At 70.6% G+C, this 17,852-nt stretch carries 14 protein-coding genes and 2 tRNA genes; 9 read left to right on the top strand and 7 right to left on the bottom strand.

From position 1 onward, the window contains the following. The first annotated feature begins 200 nt into the window (after positions 1 to 200). Both ACFV6V_RS21000 and ACFV6V_RS20995 read left to right on the top strand, forming a co-directional pair. Positions 201 to 371, top strand: coding sequence for a hypothetical protein (locus tag ACFV6V_RS21000; RefSeq protein WP_361278963.1), 171 nt, complete (start codon positions 201 to 203; stop codon positions 369 to 371). A gap of 132 nt (positions 372 to 503) precedes the next feature. Next, positions 504 to 1,592: a PDZ domain-containing protein gene (locus ACFV6V_RS20995; protein WP_385567066.1), complete on the top strand. Its 1,089-nt coding sequence runs from the start codon at positions 504 to 506 to the stop codon at positions 1,590 to 1,592. A 118-nt stretch (positions 1,593 to 1,710) separates the two neighbouring features. Here the strand turns inward: ACFV6V_RS20995 and ACFV6V_RS20990 are convergent, their stop codons facing one another. Then, on the bottom strand, positions 1,711 to 2,307 hold the full coding sequence (locus tag ACFV6V_RS20990; protein ID WP_385567063.1) for a PPA1309 family protein: 597 nt from the start codon (positions 2,305 to 2,307) through the stop codon (positions 1,711 to 1,713). A gap of 171 nt (positions 2,308 to 2,478) precedes the next feature. Between ACFV6V_RS20990 and ACFV6V_RS20985 the strand changes: the two genes are divergently transcribed. The 4 genes from ACFV6V_RS20985 (at position 2,479) to ACFV6V_RS20970 (ending at position 8,208) form a co-directional block, all read left to right on the top strand. Continuing rightward, on the top strand, positions 2,479 to 5,445 hold the full coding sequence (locus tag ACFV6V_RS20985) for a UPF0182 family protein (RefSeq protein WP_385567183.1): 2,967 nt from the start codon (positions 2,479 to 2,481) through the stop codon (positions 5,443 to 5,445). 106 nt (positions 5,446 to 5,551) lie between these two features. Continuing rightward, positions 5,552 to 5,625 (top strand) — tRNA-Met (locus ACFV6V_RS20980). 238 nt (positions 5,626 to 5,863) lie between these two features. Next, the gene (locus ACFV6V_RS20975; RefSeq protein ID WP_385567060.1) at positions 5,864 to 8,062 is read left to right on the top strand and encodes a tetratricopeptide repeat protein; all 2,199 of its coding nucleotides are present in this window, start codon (positions 5,864 to 5,866) and stop codon (positions 8,060 to 8,062) included. 72 nt (positions 8,063 to 8,134) lie between these two features. Next, positions 8,135 to 8,208, top strand: a tRNA-Met gene (locus ACFV6V_RS20970). A 130-nt stretch (positions 8,209 to 8,338) separates the two neighbouring features. On the opposite strand, the gene ACFV6V_RS20965 is transcribed toward ACFV6V_RS20970, so the two are convergent. From ACFV6V_RS20965 to ACFV6V_RS20940, 6 genes are all read right to left on the bottom strand, one after another. Continuing rightward, the gene (locus ACFV6V_RS20965; protein ID WP_385567058.1) at positions 8,339 to 8,755 is read right to left on the bottom strand and encodes a Fur family transcriptional regulator; all 417 of its coding nucleotides are present in this window, start codon (positions 8,753 to 8,755) and stop codon (positions 8,339 to 8,341) included. Between the two features lie 10 nt (positions 8,756 to 8,765). Continuing rightward, entirely contained in the window at positions 8,766 to 9,356 is a 591-nt protein-coding gene (locus ACFV6V_RS20960; RefSeq protein WP_385567056.1) for an antibiotic biosynthesis monooxygenase family protein, read from the bottom strand. After that, on the bottom strand, positions 9,343 to 10,326 hold the full coding sequence (locus ACFV6V_RS20955) for an aromatase/cyclase (protein WP_385567054.1): 984 nt from the start codon (positions 10,324 to 10,326) through the stop codon (positions 9,343 to 9,345). Before ACFV6V_RS20955 ends, ACFV6V_RS20960 begins: the two co-directional genes overlap by 14 nt. A 122-nt stretch (positions 10,327 to 10,448) precedes the next feature. Continuing rightward, positions 10,449 to 11,480, bottom strand: a complete 1,032-nt coding sequence (locus ACFV6V_RS20950; RefSeq protein ID WP_385567051.1) for a ketoacyl-ACP synthase III family protein — start codon at positions 11,478 to 11,480, stop codon at positions 10,449 to 10,451. A 24-nt stretch (positions 11,481 to 11,504) separates the two neighbouring features. Next, positions 11,505 to 13,127, bottom strand: coding sequence for a citramalate synthase (gene cimA, locus ACFV6V_RS20945; protein ID WP_385567048.1), 1,623 nt, complete (start codon positions 13,125 to 13,127; stop codon positions 11,505 to 11,507). 45 nt (positions 13,128 to 13,172) lie between these two features. Then, positions 13,173 to 14,471 (bottom strand): CaiB/BaiF CoA transferase family protein, encoded by a 1,299-nt coding sequence (locus tag ACFV6V_RS20940; RefSeq protein WP_385567046.1) that lies wholly within the window; start codon positions 14,469 to 14,471, stop codon positions 13,173 to 13,175. 175 nt (positions 14,472 to 14,646) lie between these two features. Between ACFV6V_RS20940 and ACFV6V_RS20935 the strand changes: the two genes are divergently transcribed. Genes ACFV6V_RS20935 through ACFV6V_RS20925 form a run of 3 tightly spaced genes read left to right on the top strand, consistent with a single transcriptional unit; the run spans position 14,647 to position 17,811 of the window. Then, entirely contained in the window at positions 14,647 to 15,417 is a 771-nt protein-coding gene (locus ACFV6V_RS20935) for an SDR family NAD(P)-dependent oxidoreductase (RefSeq protein WP_385567044.1), read from the top strand. Then, a complete protein-coding gene (locus tag ACFV6V_RS20930) occupies positions 15,414 to 16,556 on the top strand; it encodes an epoxide hydrolase family protein (protein WP_385567042.1) in 1,143 nt (380 codons plus the stop codon). The genes ACFV6V_RS20935 and ACFV6V_RS20930 overlap by 4 nt, the downstream gene beginning before the upstream one ends. Before the next feature lie 28 nt (positions 16,557 to 16,584). Beyond that, a complete protein-coding gene (locus ACFV6V_RS20925; RefSeq protein WP_385567039.1) occupies positions 16,585 to 17,811 on the top strand; it encodes a cytochrome P450 in 1,227 nt (408 codons plus the stop codon). Positions 17,812 to 17,852: the final 41 nt, after the last annotated feature.

The raw sequence follows: 17,852 nt of genomic DNA, 5'->3' as shown, positions 1-17,852 counted from the left end.
CCCTTAGGCACCTCTTTAGGGCGCGTGCAGGTGTGCGTCACGGGTACCCGTGGAAGGACTGGCGGCAACCCGGTCGCCGGGCAGGGAAACCGATTTGCGTAACTGTCACCCTGCCACCAGCGTTGAACAGACGGATGGTTAATCTGCTGATCGGCTAGCTGTAGCAGTGGTTGTTCCAGCCCAAGGGTCGGGAGGTAGGAATGGCGGCACTTGCCTGGTTGCTGATTCCGCTCTTCGCCGCCGTCGGTGCGGCGATCTGGGGAAGCTGGGCCTCGCGCAGCCGAGCCACCGGGGACATCGCCGAGCTGGACGGTTATGCGCGGTTCCGGAACGCGATGGAGAAGTCCCATTCCGGTTCGGACGCTGCCTGATGTTCCCGCGCTGACGTCGCTCAGAGGCTTTGGCCGGCGCGTGCCCTCGCAGGGGGGCGCGTGCCGGCTTCTCGCGCCCGTACGGACTGGCCCGGCGAGTGCACTGGCGGACCAGTCCCGTACTGTCGTTCCATGCCACGCCGCACAGCGACGATGCTCGCCTCCACCCTCGTCCTCATCGTGCTGCTCTGCGTCGGCGTGTACCTGGCACCGCCCTACGCCGAGATGACGCCCGGCCCGACGGTGAACACGCTGGGCGAGGCGGGCGGCGAGCCAGTGCTGCAGATCTCCGGGCGCAAGAGCTACCCCACCTCCGGCAACCTCAACATGACGACGGTCAGGGTCACCGGCGCGGCCTACCGGATGAACCTCGCTGAAGTCATCTACGGCTGGCTGGCCCACGACAACGTGGTGGTGCCGCACGACACCCTCTACCCGGACGGCAAGACCGAGGAGCAGTCCAACCAGGAGAACGCCGAGGAGTTCAGCCAGTCCCAGGAGAGCGCCAAGGTCGCGGCACTGAAGCAGCTGGGTGTTCCGGTGAGCACCCGGGTGGTGGTCTCATCCATCCGCAAGGGAAGCCCGGCTGAGGGCACCCTGCACGCGGGGGATGTGATCAGGGCCGTGGACGGTGCGGCGGTCAAGGCACCGGACGAGGTGGCCAAAGCAGTCACCAAGCACCGCCCCGGGCAGAAGACCGTCTTCACGATCGTGCCCGCGAAGGAGGCGGCGGCTGCGGAGAAGGCGGGCAAGGAGCCGTCGGCCACCCAGGACGTGCCGGTGAACACGGTGAAGTCCGATGAAGGCGACCGGGCAGTCGTCGGTATCACTGCGGGAACCGACCACACCTTCCCCTTCACCATCGACATCAAGCTCGCCGACGTGGGCGGCCCCAGCGCGGGGCTGATGTTCTCCCTCGGCATTGTCGACAAGCTCACTCCGGAGGATCTGACCGGCGGCAAGTTCGTCGCGGGCACCGGCACGATCGACGAGAAGGGGACGGTCGGCCCGATCGGCGGGATCGAGATGAAGCTGGTCGGCGCACGGGACGCGGGCGCCGAGTACTTCCTGACGCCCGAAGCCAACTGCGCCGCCGCGGCTTCCGACATCCCGGCCGGGCTCACCCTGGTCAAGGTCAAGGCCATCGGCGACGCCGTGAAGTCCCTGGAGAAGATCCGCAGCGGGGACACCAAGAGCCTGCCGAGCTGCTCGAAGGGCTGACCGCCCGTAAGCGGCGGCCGTCCGCCGGGCCAGGAGACCAGCGGGTTCGGCAGGGCAGCGGGTGCGCCCACGCGGAGCGCACCCCCGGCGCCATCCCCCGCCGTCCCCCGTGGCGCAGTTATGCCTCGAACGTCGCCGACAGGGCCTCGGCCAACCCCGGCACCAGGTCCGCGCCGGTGACGACCTCCCTCGGCGAGTCCTTCTCGCGCAGCCGCAGCGCCGACTCCCGCGCGCCGTTGCGGAGCACCGCCACAGTCATCCGTACCTCCTGGCGGTCCGGATGCGCGGCCACCCAGGCGGTCAGGCCGGCCTCGTCGAGGCCCTTCGGTACGGACGCCTCCGCCGACGGCGGCAGCATCAGCCGCTCCACCGTCAGCGCGCAGCCCGCGACGGCGCCGGGCCAGGCGATCGTCCCGAGGAACTCGTCCAGCGGGGTCCCGGGCGGGATCTCGTCCTGCTCGACCGGGGTGAGCGCACCGGACGTCTCGCCTTCGGCCAGCCCGAGCTGGTCGGCGAGACCCGGTTCCTGGGTGCGCAGTTTGGCGGTGTCGACCAGCGCGAACAGCCGCGCGGGCTGGTCCCAGCCGAGGCCGGACGCGTACTCGTCGATCTCGAGCACCGCCCGGGTCAGGGGGTTCCCGGCCAGCGGGGTGGCCGCCCGGGACGGCTGATCGTCAGGAGATGAGGGGGACGATGAAGAGGAAACGTTGGACATGGCCAATATCCTGCCTCCTCCGCCCCCGCCGTCGGGAACTAGGTAAAGCCTCAGTAAGTTCCATGAGTGGGCTCTACGATCGCCAGGGCCCGAGGTACATCCGCGCCACGCGGATATGCTTGTACGTTTCACACAACCGCGAACTTCGAGGGGCGCACGTTGGCTTTCCAGATGCCGGACCGCGGCGGAGGCCCAAGCGGGCCACGGATCAGAGTCGGTCGGCCGTCCCGGCGCGTCCGCACCCTGCTGATGACACTCGGCGTGCTGGCCGTGCTGGCCATGGCCTTTGTCATGTTCTCCGGGTTCTGGACCGACTGGCTCTGGTACCGCTCGGTGAAGTACTCGTCCGTGTTCACGACCACCCTCTGGACCAAGGTCGGTCTCTTCGCGGTCTTCGGTCTGCTGATGGCCGTGGCGGTCGGAGCGAACATCTGGCTGGCCTATCGCCTGCGCCCGCCGCTCAGCGCGATGTCGCTGGAGCAGCAGAGCCTCGACCGGTACCGGATGGGGATCGCTCCCTACAGGAAGTGGGTGCTGCTCGCGATCACCGCGCTGGTCGGGCTGATCGCCGGAGCCTCCGCCTCCACGCAGTGGCGCACCTGGCTGATGTGGGTCAACGGCGTCCCGTTCGGGCAGAAGGACCCGCAGTTCGGGCTCGACGTGTCCTTCTTCGCGTTCGATCTGCCGTGGTACCGCTTCCTGCTCGGTTTCGGCTTCGCCGCGGCCGTGCTCTCGGTGATCGCCGCCGCCCTCACCCACTACCTGTACGGCGGGCTGCGCATCACCAGCCCCGGTGCGCGGGCCACCGCGGCGGCCACTGGTCATCTGTCGGTGCTGATCGGGTTCTTCGTCGCGCTGAAGGCCGTCGCGTACTGGCTCGACCGGTACGGTCTGGCGGTCAAGTCCAGTGACTTCAAGGCGGCCGGCAACTGGACGGGGCTGCGCTACGTCGACGCCAACGCCTATCTTCCGGCGAAGACGATCCTCTTCTGCATCGCCGTGATCTGCGCCGCGCTGTTCTTCGCGACCTTGTGGCGCCGCACCTGGCAGCTCCCCGTGATCGGCTTCGGGCTCATGGTGCTGTCGGCGATCCTGATCGGTGGCCTCTACCCGGCGATCGTCCAGAAGTTCCAGGTCCAGCCGAACGAGCAGGCCAAGGAAGCCGCGTACATCCAGAAGAACATCGAGGCCACGCGCAAGGCGTACGGCATCGACCGGACCAAGGCCGAGGACTACGCAGGCAAGGGCGACCCCAAGCGCAAGGCGCAGCAGCGGGAGCAGGCGGCGACCGCCGCCAGCTACCGGCTCGTCGACTCCAATGTCGTCTCGCCGGCCTTCCAGCAGCTCCAGCAGGAGCGTAAGTACTACCAGTTCCCGGCCACGCTGGATGTCGACCGGTACCGGGGTACGGACGGCAAGCCGCAGGACACGGTGATCGGTCTGCGCGAGCTCAACGTCCAGGGCATTCCGAAGCACAACTGGATCAACGACCACTTCACCTACACCCATGGTTACGGCGCGATCGCGGCCAAGGGCACCAACACGATCACCAACGAGGACCAGGGGACGGTCGGCTCGCCCGACTTCACCGAGTCCGGACTGCCCACGACCGGCCAGTTCGGGACGTACGAGCAGCGGATCTACTACGGCGAGAAGACCGCGCAGTACTCGATCGTCGGCGGCCCGCAGAAGGAGCTCGACTACGAGCGCAAGGGCGAGGGTGAGGCGACCACCAGCTACAAGGGCAAGAGCGGGGTCGACCTCTCCAACGCGTTCAACCGCGCCGCGTACGCCGTGGCGTTCAGTGAGCCGCAGATCCTCTACTCGGGAGCGATCGGCGAGGGTTCGAGGATCCTGTACAACCGCACGCCCAAGGAGCGCGTCGAGGCGGTGGCTCCCTGGCTCACCATCGACGGCGACGCCTATCCGGCGGTGGTCGACGGCCGCATCAAGTGGATCGTCGACGCCTACACCACCACCAACGGCTACCCCTATGCCTCGCGTACGACGCTGGGCGACACCACGGCCGACTCCTTGACCGACAGCCAGCGGGCCGTGGTCGCGCAGCAGAACCAGGTCAACTACATCCGCAACTCGGTGAAGGCGACCGTCGACGCGTACGACGGCACCGTCGACCTCTACCAGTGGGACACCGAGGACCCGGTCCTCAAGACCTGGATGAAGGCCTTCCCGGACACGGTGAAGCCGAAGAGCGACATCGCCCCGGCGCTCAAGGCCCATCTGCGCTATCCGCAGGACATGTTCAAGGTCCAGCGCGAGCTGCTGACCCGGTACCACGTGACCGACCCCGACCAGTTCTACAGCGGCAGCGACGCCTGGCAGGTGCCGGACGACCCGACCAACAAGAACGCCCGGACGGTCCCCCCGTACTACCTGAGCCTCAAGATGCCCGGGGAAACGGACCAGAAGTTCTCGCTCACCACGACCTTCACTCCGAGCGGACGGCCCAACCTGGGTGCGTTCATGGCGGTGGACGCGGATGCGACGAGTGACAAGTACGGGTCGATAAGGCTGTTGAGAGTCACCTCGACCGTGCAGGGCCCTCAGCAGGTCCAGTCCGAGCTGAACGGCGTACCGGAGGTCGCCACGTTCGTGCGCGACCTCAGAGGCACGGACTCGGACATCGAGTACGGCAATCTGCTGACGGTCCCGCTGGACGGCGGCTTCCTCTACATCGAGCCGGTCTACGCACGCGGCGGCAGCGCGAACTACCCGCTGCTGAAGAAGGTCGCGGTTTCGTACGGGGGGAAGCCCGTCTTCAAGGACAGCCTGGCGGAGGCGCTCAACGCCGTGTTCGGCGTCGAAGGCGGCGTCGAGCAGCCGCCGACGACTCCGCCGCCGCCCGGCGACACGACCAAGCCGCCGGCCACCGGTGACGCGGCGCTGAAGCAGGCCATCGCGGACGCCCAGAAGGCGTACGAGGAGGGCCAGGCGGCGCTCAAGAAGAACGACTGGACGGCGTACGGCCGCGCCCAGGCGGACCTTCAGTCGGCGCTGGAGCGCGCTGCCGCGGCCCAGTCGTCCGGGGCGCAGCCGCCGCAGTCACCGCCCGCGTCGTCAGCACCCCCGCCAGCTGCTTCCACAGCGCCTTCGGCAGCCCCGTCACAGGCTCCTTAGCGGGGCTGAACGGACACCGGCACCATGCCCTGGTCGGGGGTCGAAGGCCCCGCACGGCCGCCGACCAGGGCACACCACGCGGCGTGGTACGGTAGTCGCACAACGGCGCGGGGTGGAGCAGCTCGGTAGCTCGCTGGGCTCATAACCCAGAGGTCGCAGGTTCAAATCCTGTCCCCGCTACTGAAGTCGAGGGCCCGGATCCATCAGGATCCGGGCCTTCTTCATGCATGCATGTTCCTGCCTTTTCATGCGAGTTGGCGCGTGTAGGAAACACGCGGGGGGAGAAGCGCGTGCCGAGGGGCCCGAGTTGGGGTGCGACGTGTTTGACTTGTCTCTCTGTGGGCATGTCGACAAAACGCTGAAGTGACCTCACTGGCTGCGATATACCAGGTGTACGCGGGTTGCGGGTGGTGCGACGATGGGATTTATGGGGGACAGGGCAACTCTGTTGGGAACAGGGCGGTTTGCGCAGGGGCATACCGGGACCGCGATGGCAGCGGTCGGAGTCGATGCTGTGGTGGCAGGGAGCGCTCTTCGGCTTGCCGCGATATTTGACGCCCCCACGCACCCTGACCAGGCCGGGCCCGCCGCACCCGCCGACCCCGCCTCGCTCGTCAGTCTTGACGCCGCAGACACGGCAGACGCCGCCGATGCCGAAGACGCGGCAGACGCGGGTGACACCGTCGAGGCGGCCGAGGCGGCCGAGGCGGAGACCGAGGCCCGGCATCGCCGTGCCGCAGAGGCCGGGGACATCGCCTCCATGAGCGTCCTCGGAGCCATGCTGCTGCGCCGCGGCGACCTCGATGCTGCCGAGCCGCAGCTACGGGCAGCGACCGCCGAGGGGGACCGCGCTGCCGCGAACAACCTGGGTGTGTTGCTCCATCAGCGCGGATACCCGGACGAGGCGGCGGGCTGGTGGCGTATCGCCGCCGTCGCGGGTTCCGCCGCCGCCGCACATGCGCTGGGCCGGCACTACCGCGAGCGCGGCGACGACCCCGCGGCCGAGTACTGGCTGCGCCAGTCCGCCGAGCAGGGCCACGCCCTCGGCGCCTACGCCCTCGCCGATCTGCTGGAACACCGCAGCGAACCGGGCGCGGAGCGCTGGCTGCGCGCGGCGGCCGAGCAGGGGCACCGTGAGGCGGCGTACCGGCTGGCATGCGCGCTCGAGCGCTGCGCCCGTGTCGCGGTCCGGGCAGGCGACGGGCCGGCGGCTGCGGGACTGGTCCTCGGCACGGCACAGGACCACCCGCGATACGGGGACGGAGACGACGCGATGGTGTCCGTGGGCGGCAGCACCGGCACACGGTTCGCCGCCGCGGGCTGCGAGCCCCGGGATCCTGACCGTGGTGCCTCCGGTGACACCGCTCCGGCGGACGAGTCCCCGGCCGGGGGCCGCACCGCCGAAGAGCTCTGGCGTGAAGCCGAGCAGTGGCACCGCCAGGCCGCCGCGCGCGGACACCGGCGAGCGGCACTCCAGCTCGGGGCCATCCTCGAGCGGCGGGGCGAGCTGAAGGAGGCCGGACGCTGGTACCTCACCTCCGCCAAGGACGGAGAGCCCCGCGCCGCCTGTGCGCTGGGGTTCCTGCTGCGGGACGCGGGCGACGAGGACAGCGCCGCCGTGTGGTGGCTGCGGGCCGCCAAGGACGGCGATGGCAACGCTGCCAATGCGCTCGGTGCACTGCACGCTGCACGGGGTGAGCAGCAGACCGCCGAACGCTGGTACCGCGCCGCGATGGACGCGGGCGACGTCAACGGCGCGTACAACCTGGGTCTGCTCTGCGCGGCCCAGGACCGCACGTCCCAGGCAGAGCAGTGGTACCGGCGCGCGGCGTACGCCGGGCACCGTGAGGCGGCCAACGCGCTCGCGGTCCTGCTCCTCCAGGCGGGCGACCCGACGGGTGCTGAGCCGTGGTTCTCCAAGGCCGCGGAAGCGGGCAGCGTGGACGCCGCCTTCAACCTCGGCATCCTGTACGCCGGGCGGGACGACGACCGCACCGCCCTGTGCTGGTACGAACGCGCGGCAGCGGCCGGGCACACCGAGGCGGCGCTCCAGGTGGGGATGGCCCGGCTGCGCGACGGTGAGCACGGTGAGGCGGAGCGCTATCTGCGCTGCGCGGCGGGCAGCGGTAGTCCGGAGGCCGCGTTCCGGCTCGCGACCGTACTCGACGCGCGCCAGCCGCCGCCCGGCGCGCCGGTGCTCGGGGAGCCGGTCGCCGAGAAGACCGAGTGCGAGGAGTGGTACGAGCGGGCCGCCGAGCAAGGGCACCGGCGGGCGCAGGTGCGGGTCGGCATGCTGGCCGCCGCCCGGGGTGACCTGTCCGACGCGGTGCGGTGGTACCGGGAGGCGGCCGACTCGGGTAGCCGGAACGGGGCGTTCAACCTCGGGCTGCTGCTCGCCCGTGAGGGCGAGGAGCAGGAGGCTGCGCTGTGGTGGCAGCGCGCCGCCGACGCCGGCCACGGGCGGGCTGCACTGCGGTTGGCGCTGCTCTGTGCGCGGCGCGGTGAGCTGGTGGAGGCACAGCACTGGTGCGGCCGGGCGGTGGCGCTGGGCCCTGCTGAGGTCGCCGAGCGGGCCGCCCGGCTGCGGGACGCCCTGCGTCAGGAGCTGACGGCCTGAGGGGCGGGCTCGGGGCCGGGTGAAAGGGATTTTGCGCTGGTCGTCGGTATCCCGTACTGTTGGGTTCACCGACGCGGGGTGGAGCAGCTCGGTAGCTCGCTGGGCTCATAACCCAGAGGTCGCAGGTTCAAATCCTGTCCCCGCTACTGATAGACCGAAGGCCCAGAAGCATCTGCTTCTGGGTCTTCGGTGTGTTCCGGCGCATGTGGTTGCCTGCTCGCCCTGTCCAGGGCGTCCGGACGGGGGCGGGAGCCGGGCGGGCGGGGACTGGCGGTGCTACGCCGCGGCGCAGTTCGGGCAGAGGCCGCGGTAGGTGACCTCGACGTCGGAAATGGTGAAGCCGAAGCGCTCCGTGTCGGGGAGAGCGGTGAGCGGGTTGTCCGTCGGGTGGACGTCGCGGATCGTGCCGCACCGCGAGCAGACCAGGTGCTGGTGCGGGTGGTGCGCGTTCGGGTCGTAGCGTTTGGCCCGCCGGTCCGTGGACACCTCGAGGACCTCGCCGAGCGAGACGAGCTCACCCAGCGTGTTGTACACGGTCGCCCGCGAGATCTCGGGAAGCCGGTCGACAGCGCGCGCGTGCACCTCGTCGGCGGTCAGATGGACGTGCTCACCGTCGAGGACCTCGGCCACGACGCGCCGCTGCGCGGTCATACGCCAACCGCGTCCGCGCAGTCGTTCCAACAGGTCACTCATACGTATCAGCCTAACAGTCAGTGGCGGTACTTAGACGATGTCCATTGTAGGATCGAGCACAGTCAGGAGAGGGCCGGGCCCCCCCGGGGGGGCCCCCCCCCCGCCACCAGTGGACCCCCGTGTAGGACAGCGGCCGGACCGTCGAGCGGAGCAGGTCGCTGCCGCCGAACCCGCCGATCGCCGCGCAGGCCTCGCCGAGCGCGGCGTACCGCTTCTCGAACCCGGCCGGGTCGTGGTGCACATGGGCGGAGATGAGGACCACGGCGGCGTCGCCCACGGCCGCGTTCTCCTTCAGCGTCCGCCCGACGCTGAGGGCCTGGTCGGCCTCGGTGTGCACCAGCGGGCCGAGCCGCTGGACGTGCGCGACGAAGGTGTCGTCGTGCACGGTGTCCAGGAAGCCGCTCAGCCTGCGCCAGTGGCCGAGGTGTACGTACACCCGCGGCCGGTCGACCAGTTGGACGGTCACCAGGAAGTCGAAGCCGGGACGGCGCCGCAGGAACTGCGCGTGGCGCCGGAACTCCCGCTCGAACTCCGCGACGTCGCCCTTGACATCGAACCGGTTGATGACGGTGACCGGTCCGTTCGGATCACGTTCCGGCACGCGTGTCCTCCGCGAACTGCTTGGCGTGGCGCAGGGTGGTGGAGCTGTTGGTGCCGAGTGCCTTGCGGACCAGCGCACGGGCCTCGGCGAGGGTGGCCTCTGGGCCGAGCGCGCTGCGTACGCCCTCGGGGTCGAGGGTCACGGTGTGCCAGGAGGTGGCCTTCACCGTGCCGTCTCCGAGGGACTCGATCACCCAGCGGCCGGTGTGGCCGCTCATGGCCACGGGCACCCGGAGCTGCTTGTAGACGATCATCTGGCGGTCCTCGAAGCAGACCCGCACGGAGGTGGTGTTGTGCAGGGAGCCGTCGAGGCTGCGGGTGTCCATGTCCATGTGCTGGATACCCGGCTCGTCCTCGGTGAGGTCGAGGCGTGCCACGTGCGGCAGCCTCTCGGGCCACAGGTCGGCCCGGTCCAGGAAGGCGTAGACATCGCCGGCTGCGCCCGCGACGGATTCCGAGTCGGAGAAGGTGAAGTGCAGTTCGTCGCGCGCCGCGCCCAGCTCGGCGACGTTCTTGAGCGCGGCGAGCTCGGAGCGGCTGTTGCGGTCGACGGCCTGCTCGATCAGCTCCTCGGCGGCGGGGTCGTCGCCGACGGCGCGGTAGTCGTGCAGCAGCACCACGCGCGTGGTGCCGTCGTCCACGGGCTCGAGGCGCCAGGCGCCGCCCATGGAGGCCACCGGGGCGGCCGGGACGACCTGCTGGAAGGTGATGCTGCGGGCCTCGGGGTCGAGCACCCGCCGCGAGGTCCAGGTGCGGACCTGCTCGTTGGCGATGGCCCAGATCCGCAGCAGCTGCTCGCCGCCGCTCTCGGGTGCCTCCTCGATGACCTCGACATGGACCGTGGGGCCGAAGACCTGCGGCCAGGCCGAGACGTCCGCGATCAGGTCGTAGACGGTGGAGACGGGGGCGGAGACGGTGACGGAGTGCTCGGTGACGTGCGGTGCCGACGTGTCGGGCGTAACGGTCGCCACGGCGTACCTTCCCTTCAGTGCGGCCGTGAGAGCGGCCGGTTCAGAGTGACAGAGGGGGGCTCGAAGCGGGCTCGAGCGGGAGTGGATCGTGGGTCAGCGGTGGTCGGCGTGGTCTGCGGTACTCAGGCCGCCCAGGCGGGCTGTCCGGTGATCTCCAGGACGGCGCAGCCCCAGCTGTATCCGGCGCCGACGCTGATCAGGACACAGCGGTCGCCGGGCCTGGCCCGCCCGGACACCACGAGGTGGTCCAGGCTGGCGAACTGGTCGCCCGCGCCGAGGTGTCCGACGGTGCGGCTCCAGTCCCAGGTGGTGCGGTCGGGGTCGATGCCGAACGGCTGGTAGTAGATGGACTGGAGCCTGCGCCGGCCGAAGTGGGGCAGGATCACCCAGCGTGCGTCGGCCAGCTCCATGCCTGCGTCGGCGAGCGCCTGCTTGATGACCGTCTGCTGGCCGTTGTGGGCACGGGTGATGGCGTACGACATACCGACCCGGCCGATGAAGGCCCGCTTGGCCTCGTCGAAGTCCACGGGAATGCGGTGGCCGAACGGAGCACGGGTGAAGGGCTCGTCGCCCCGGTGCAGGGGTTCGAGGTCGGGGTCGGCGAGCAGGGCGAGCGACAGCAGCCGCCCGAAGCCGCCGCGGCGGGAGAGCACCAGGGCGGTGGCCCCGTCCGCGTAGGGGGTGCCGGGGTCGGTGCGCCAGCGGTCGATTCCCGGTTCGCAGAATCGGTCGGCGGTGGTCAGCAGGGCCTCGCAACTGCCGTGGCCCGCGCTGAGGTAGGCGGTGGCCAGGTCGATCGCGGCCAGGCCCCCGTTGGACATCTGCCGGATCTCCAGGGCCGGGCAGGTGTTGCCGAGTGCCTCCCGTTGGATGTACGAGGCGACCGGCCACAGGTCCTGGCCCTGGTGGTAGGTGTCGGCGTGCAGCAGCAGGTCGATGTCCTCGGGGGCGCAGCCGGCGCGTTCCACCGCCGTACGGGCCGCCGCGGCGGCCATCTCGGCGGCGGACTCGTCGGGCGAGTACGCCACGGACACCATGCCGGTGGACGAGGCCACCTTGGGTGGGCAGGCGCCTTGTGCGACGGCGTCGGCGACGGACGCCACGCCGGGGAGCCGTACGGACGTCCCCCGTATGTAGATGTCTTCCACGCGCACAGCTACTCCCGGAGTTCGAGGTTGTCAGCCCGCCCAGGCGGCGGCGAGCGGCACTGCTCCACCACCGGGGCGTACGTCATCGAGGAGCACGTAGTGGACGGCGTCGAGCAGGGCGCGCCAGCTCGCCGTGACCGTGTTCTGGTCCACCCCGACGGTGCCCCAGCGGCGTTCGCCGTCGCGGTACGAGATCAGGACGCGGGCCCGGGCGCCGCTGCCGGTCTCGCCGGTCAGCACCCGTACCCGGTAGTCCACCAGCTCCAGTCGGGCGAGCTGCGGGAAGAACGGGTCGAGTGCCTGGTGCAGGGCCCGGTCCAGGGCGTTGACCGGGCCGTTGCCGTACCCGGTGGCGGCCAGCGGGACGCCGTCGATCCGCAGCCGTACCGCGGCCTCGGTGCGTACCTCGTGGTCGCCCTCGCGGGCTACGGACACCTGCCAGGAGTCGACCTGGAACGGCGGCTCGACGGGCCCGCCCGCCAGTTCCTCGCGCAGCAGCAGTTCGAAGGAGGCGTCGGCGGATTCGAAGCTGTAGCCGTCGCTCTCCATTTCCTTGATACGGGCGGCGGCGCGGGCCACTTCGTCGGAGCCCGCGGCCACGTCGTAGCCGAGTTCGCGCGCCTTGAGTTCGACGGATGACCGGCCGCCCATGTCGGAGACCAGGGTGCGCATGGCGTTGCCGACACCGGCCGGGTCGATGTGCTGGTACAGGTCGGGGTCGATGCGCAGGGCGGATGCGTGCAGGCCCGCCTTGTGGGTGAAGGCGGACGCGCCGACGTAGGGGGCGGACGGGCGGGACGGTATGCCGGTGAGTTCGGTGATGGCGTTGCTGGTGGCGGTCATCCCCGCGAGCAGTTCCGGGTCCACCGCCTTGTGCTGCTTCTTCAGGACGAGGTTGCCGATGACGGTGAACAGGTTGGCGTTCCCGCAGCGTTCGCCGTAGCCGTGCGCGGTGCCCTGGATGTGCATGGCTCCGGCGTCCACGGCGGCCATGGTGTTGGCGACGGCGCAGCCGGTGTCGTCATGGCAGTGGATGCCGACGGCGACACCCGTCATCGCGATGGTCTCGGCCACGATCTCGGCGACCTCGTCGGGCAGGCAGCCGCCGTTGGTGTCGCACAGCACCACGGCCTCCGCCCCGGCCTCGGCGGCGGTGCGCACCACGGCGAAGGCGTAGTCGCGGTTGAGGTGGTATCCGTCGAAGTAGTGCTCGGCGTCGAGGAAGACCCGCCGGCCGGCGTGCACGAGGTGGCGCACCGTGCTGCCGATCATGGCGAGGTTCTCGGCGAGTGTGGTGCGCAGGGCGCGTTGCACATGCCCGGTGTGGCTCTTGCCGACGAGAGTGATCGCCGGCGTGCCGGCCGACAGCAGGGCGCGCACCTGTGGATCGAGGGAGACCGGGACACCGGCCCTGCGGGTGGCGCCGAAGGCCACCAACTGGGCGTTCTTGAGATGGAGTTCGGTCTGTGCCCGATGGAAGAACTCGGTGTCCCTGGGCACCGCGCCGGGCCAGCCGCCCTCGATGAAGCCCACACCGAGGACGTCCAGGTGGCGGGCGACGGCCAGCTTCTCATCGACCGTCAGGACCATGCCCTCCTGCTGACTGCCGTCGCGCAGGGTCGTGTCGTAGAGCTGAAGGCTCTCCTCGGCCATCCCGCCCCTCCTCACTCGCGCCGCCCATGCCCGTCACACGGCGGCTTATGTCGGCCCACCGTCCGGCGCGGTGCTCGGGAAGACCTGGAGCGGTGGTCGACGCCCGGTGCCGCGACCGGCCTCGGGATCGTCCGCGGCCGCGCCGGTGCGCAGCAGCTGCTCGACCTCTGCCGGGGACCAGCCGCACTCGGCGAGTACGTGCCTGCTGTCGGCGCCGGGGCGGGGCGCCGGCGGCGGCAGGGTGGCGGGCGTGCGGCCGAAGCGGGGCGCGGGGGCGGGCTGGGAGCCGTCGGCGGTCGGGACGTAGGTGCCGCGGGCCCGGTGATGGGGGTGGCGCGCCGCCTCCGCCGCGGTCAGGACCGGGCTGACGCACGCCTCGGTGCCGTCGAAGACGGCGGCCCAGGCGTCCCGGTCGCGTGTGGCGAAACGTTTCCCGAACTCTGCTCGCAACGCCGGCCAGTTCGCCCGGTCCGTGCGATCGGGCAGCCGCTCACCGTCCGCCCCGCCGAAGCCCAGCCCGTCGGTGAGCGCCCGGTAGAAACGCTCCTCCAGCGCCCCCACCGCCACATACCGCCCGTCGGCGCAGCGGTAGACCCCGTAGTACGGGGCCCCGCCGTCCAGCAGGTTGCCGCCGCGCCCGTGCCCCCACTCCCCCGCGTCGGCCATGCCGAGCAGCATGCCGAGCAGGGATGCCGTTCCGTCGGTGATCGCGGTGTCGACCACCTGACCGCGTCCCGAACCCCGGCTCTCGTGCACGGCCGCGAGTATCCCCGCGACGAGATACAGAGCCCCGCCCGCGAAATCGCCGAGCAGGTTGACGGGCGGCACGGGTGGGCCGTCCGCGGGTCCGATGGCGTCCAGCGCACCGCTCAGCGCGATGTAGTTGATGTCATGGCCGGGGGCCTGCGCCAGCGGACCGTCCTGGCCCCAGCCCGTCATCCGCGCGTACACCAGCGCCGGATTGCGCTCCGCGCACTGCTCGGGGCCGATCCCGAGGCGCTCGGTGACGCCCGGTCGGAAGCCCTCCACGAGCACGTCGCTGCGCTCCGCGAGCCGCAGCACGGCCTCGGCGCCCCTGGGGTGCTTGAGGTCGAGGGCGAGCGAGCGCCGCCCCCGGTCCAGATACCGGTGCCAGTCGCCGAACGACCGCTGTCCGTCGGCGCGGTCGATCCGTACGACATCGGCGCCCATGTCGGCGAGCAGCATGCAGGCGAAGGGGGCGGGGCCGATCCCGGCCAGCTCGATGACCCGCAGTCCGCTCAACGGTCCACGGGGCCGCTCGTCAGGCAGCCCACCGGGCCGCTGCCGCTCGGGCTGCCCGTTCGCACGATGCGTGATCAGCATGCGGGGCACCGTAGGGACGGACCCTACAGAACGCCTCAAGCCGGGCCCTCAAGGGCGGCCCGAGCGGCAGCGGCGACACTTCGCACATCTGTGTCCCCGGCGCACGTACCGCCGCGCACCCGTGCCCCCACTGCCCCCACCACCCCGAGGATCCTGAGGAAAGAGGCAATCCGTCATGACCGACCAGCCGTTCGACGGCCGCACCGTCGTCATCACCGGAGGCGGCACCGGCATCGGCCGCGCGACCGCCCTCGCCTTCGCGGGCCTCGGTGCCCGGACCGTGATCGTCACCGGACGCCGCAAGGACCGCCTCGACGCCACCGCCGCCCTCAGCCCGGCCGTGGTCCCGGTGGCCGCCGACGTCACCACCGACGAGGGCGCGCATGCCGTGGCGGACGCGGTGGCCGTCGCGGGCGGCAGCCTGGACGTCCTGGTGCACAACGCCGGGGTGTTCCGGTTCAGCCCGCTCGCCGCGCTCGATGCGGCCGTGGCCCGTGAGGTCTTCGACATCAACGTCCTGGGTCCGCTGGTGCTCACCCATCGGCTGCTGCCGCTGCTGCGCTCCCCCGGCGGCAGCATCGTGCTGGTCTCCAGCCGGGGCGGCCACAACCCGGGCCCCGGCAGCTCCGTCTACTCGGCGAGCAAGGCCGCGCTGCACAGCTTCACCAGGAGCTGGGCGGCGGAGCTGTCCGGTCAGGGCATCCGGGTCAACGCGGTCGCACCCGGCTTCGTGCGCACCGACGCGTACGCGGCCAACGGGCTGAGCCCGGAGCAGGTGGAGGGGCTGTTCGCCGGGGTCGCGCACGGCATCCCGCTCGGGCGGGTGGCCGAGGCCGAGGACGTCAGCTCCTGGATCACCCGTCTCGCGGACCCGTCCAGCGACCTGGTGACCGGTCAGATCATCACCATCGACGGCGGTATGGATGTCGGCGGTGACCAGTCGTGAGCGGCACCGGAATCACTCCCTTCCGTGTCGAGACCCCCGAGTCCGAGCTCGAGGACCTGCGGCTGCGGCTGTCCCGCACCCGCTGGCCGGAACGGGAGACGGTGTCCGACTGGTCGCAGGGCGCGCCGCTCGGGTACGTGCAGGAGCTGTGCGCGTACTGGGCGGACCGCTACGACTGGCGGGCCACCGAGGCCCGGCTGAACGCCCTTCCCCAGTACCGCACCGAGATCGACGGGCTCGGCATCCACTTCCTGCACGTACGCTCCCGGCACGAGAACGCCGTACCCCTGCTGATCAGCCACGGCTGGCCCGGCTCGGTCGTCGAGTTCCTCGACCTCATCGGCCCGTTGACCGATCCCGAGGACCCGGCCGACGCCTTCCACGTCGTGTGCCCCTCGCTGCCCGGCTACGGATTCAGCGACCGTCCCGCATCCTCCGGCTGGACCGCCGAGCACATCGCCGCCGCCTGGGACGAGTTGATGTCCCGGCTCGGCTACGAGCGCTACGCCGCGCACGGTGTCGACTGGGGCTCGTTCGTGACGGCCATCCTGGGCGAACGCGACACCGCTCGGCCCGCCGACACCCGCCGGCTCATCGGTGTCCATCTGACGATGCCGTTCGCCCGGCCGCCCGAGCAGCACGCGGAGCTCTCCGAGCGGGACATGGCGGGCCTCGCCGCGATGAAGGAGTTCCAGCAGAACGAGGGCGGCTACTCGGTCATCCAGACCACCCGCCCGCAGACCCTCGGCTACGGGCTGACCGACTCACCGGCGGGCCAGCTGGCCTGGATGACGGAGAAGTACTGGGCGTGGAGCGACCACGACGGCGACCTGGAGAAGGTCATCCCGCGCGACCGGCTGCTCGACGCCGTCACGGTGGGCTGGCTGGCCGGCACCGCCGCCTCGTCGGCCCGGATCTACTGGGAGAGCCAGAACAAGGTGGCGCTCGGGCCGGTGGGGATCCCCGCGGCGGTCTCCAACTTCCCCAAGGACGGGCGGATGCCGCGCCCGTGGATCGAGGGGCGCTTCACCGATCTGCGCCGTTTCACCGACCATGACCGCGGCGGGCACTTTCCCGCACTCGAACAGCCCGAACTGCTGATGGCCGAAATGCGCGCGTTCTTCGGCCCCTTGCGCTGACCCACCGCCCTTTCAGGAAGGACCCACCGTGACCACACACGCCGCCGAGTCCGGCCCGGAACAGCAGTCCCCGACCTTCCCGTACACCCGCGGATGCCCGTTCACTCCGCCGCCGCAGTACACGGAGATGGTCGAGGAGGACGTCTCCCAGGTCACGCTGACCGGCTCCGGGCTGCGGATATGGACCATCACCGGCTACGAGACGATCCGCAAGCTGCTCACCGACCCACGGGTCAGCGCCTCCCGCAAGCACGCGAACTTCCCCTTCTACTTCATCGCCCCGCCTGAGTACCGCACCGAGACCTCGTTCATCGGCTACGACGGCAAGGAGCACTCCTCCACCCGCCGCAAGGCCGCGCTGACCTTCACCAACCGGCAGGTGCAGCGGCTGCGTCCGCGCATCGAGGAGATCGTCGACGAGCACATCGACAAGATGCTGGCGATGGAACCACCCGTGGACATGCACCGGGTGTTCTCGCTGGCCGTGCCGATGACCGTGATCTGCGAGCTGCTCGGCATCCCACAGGACCGGCACGACTTCTTCATCGAGCACGGCACGGCCCTGCTCGGCGGCCACAGCTCCACCGAGGAGCGCCAGGCCGCGATCGTCGAGGTCAACGCGTATGTCGAGGAACTGATCCAGCTCAAGAAGCGGGAGCCGGGGGACGACCTGCTGAGCCGGGCGATGGCGGACTACGAGGAGTCGGGCGAGGAGTACACCGACCGCGATCTGTTCAACATGGTCCGGCTGCTGATGAACGGCGGCCACGAGACCACCGCCAGCCAGATCTCGCTGGGTACCGCCTGCCTGCTGGAGAACCCCGACCAGCTCGAACTGCTCAGGAACGACAGGTCCCTGGTCAAGCCGGCCGTCGAGGAGCTCGTCCGGATCGCGACCATCGGGGACACGGCCGTGCCCCGGGTCGCCCTGGAGGACATCGAGATCGGCGGCAAGGTGATCCGGAAGGGCGACGGCATCCTGTGCCTGGGGCTCGCGGCCAACCGCGACCCTGAGGTGTTCCCCGAGCCGGAGAAGCTGATCATCAGCCGCGGCAGCCGCAAGCACCTGGGCTTCGGCCACGGGGTGCACCACTGCATCGGGGCGGACCTGGCCCGCCTTGAGCTCGAGATCGTGTGGGGCCGGCTGTTCGACCGGATCCCGGGTCTGAAGCTGGCCAAGCCGTTCCTGGAGATCGAGCGCAAGGAGGGCGCGGTCATCTACGGGCTGTGGGAGCTGCCCGTAGAGGGCTGGTGATCCCCGGCACCGCGCACGAAGCGGGCCCCGCCCTTCAGGGC

This window comes from Streptomyces sp. NPDC059828 (genome assembly GCF_042731955.1).
In the GTDB taxonomy this organism is placed as follows: domain Bacteria; phylum Actinomycetota; class Actinomycetes; order Streptomycetales; family Streptomycetaceae; genus Streptomyces.
Note: the sequence above shows the minus strand (reverse complement) of the source record. Positions and strands in the feature narration are given on the sequence as shown.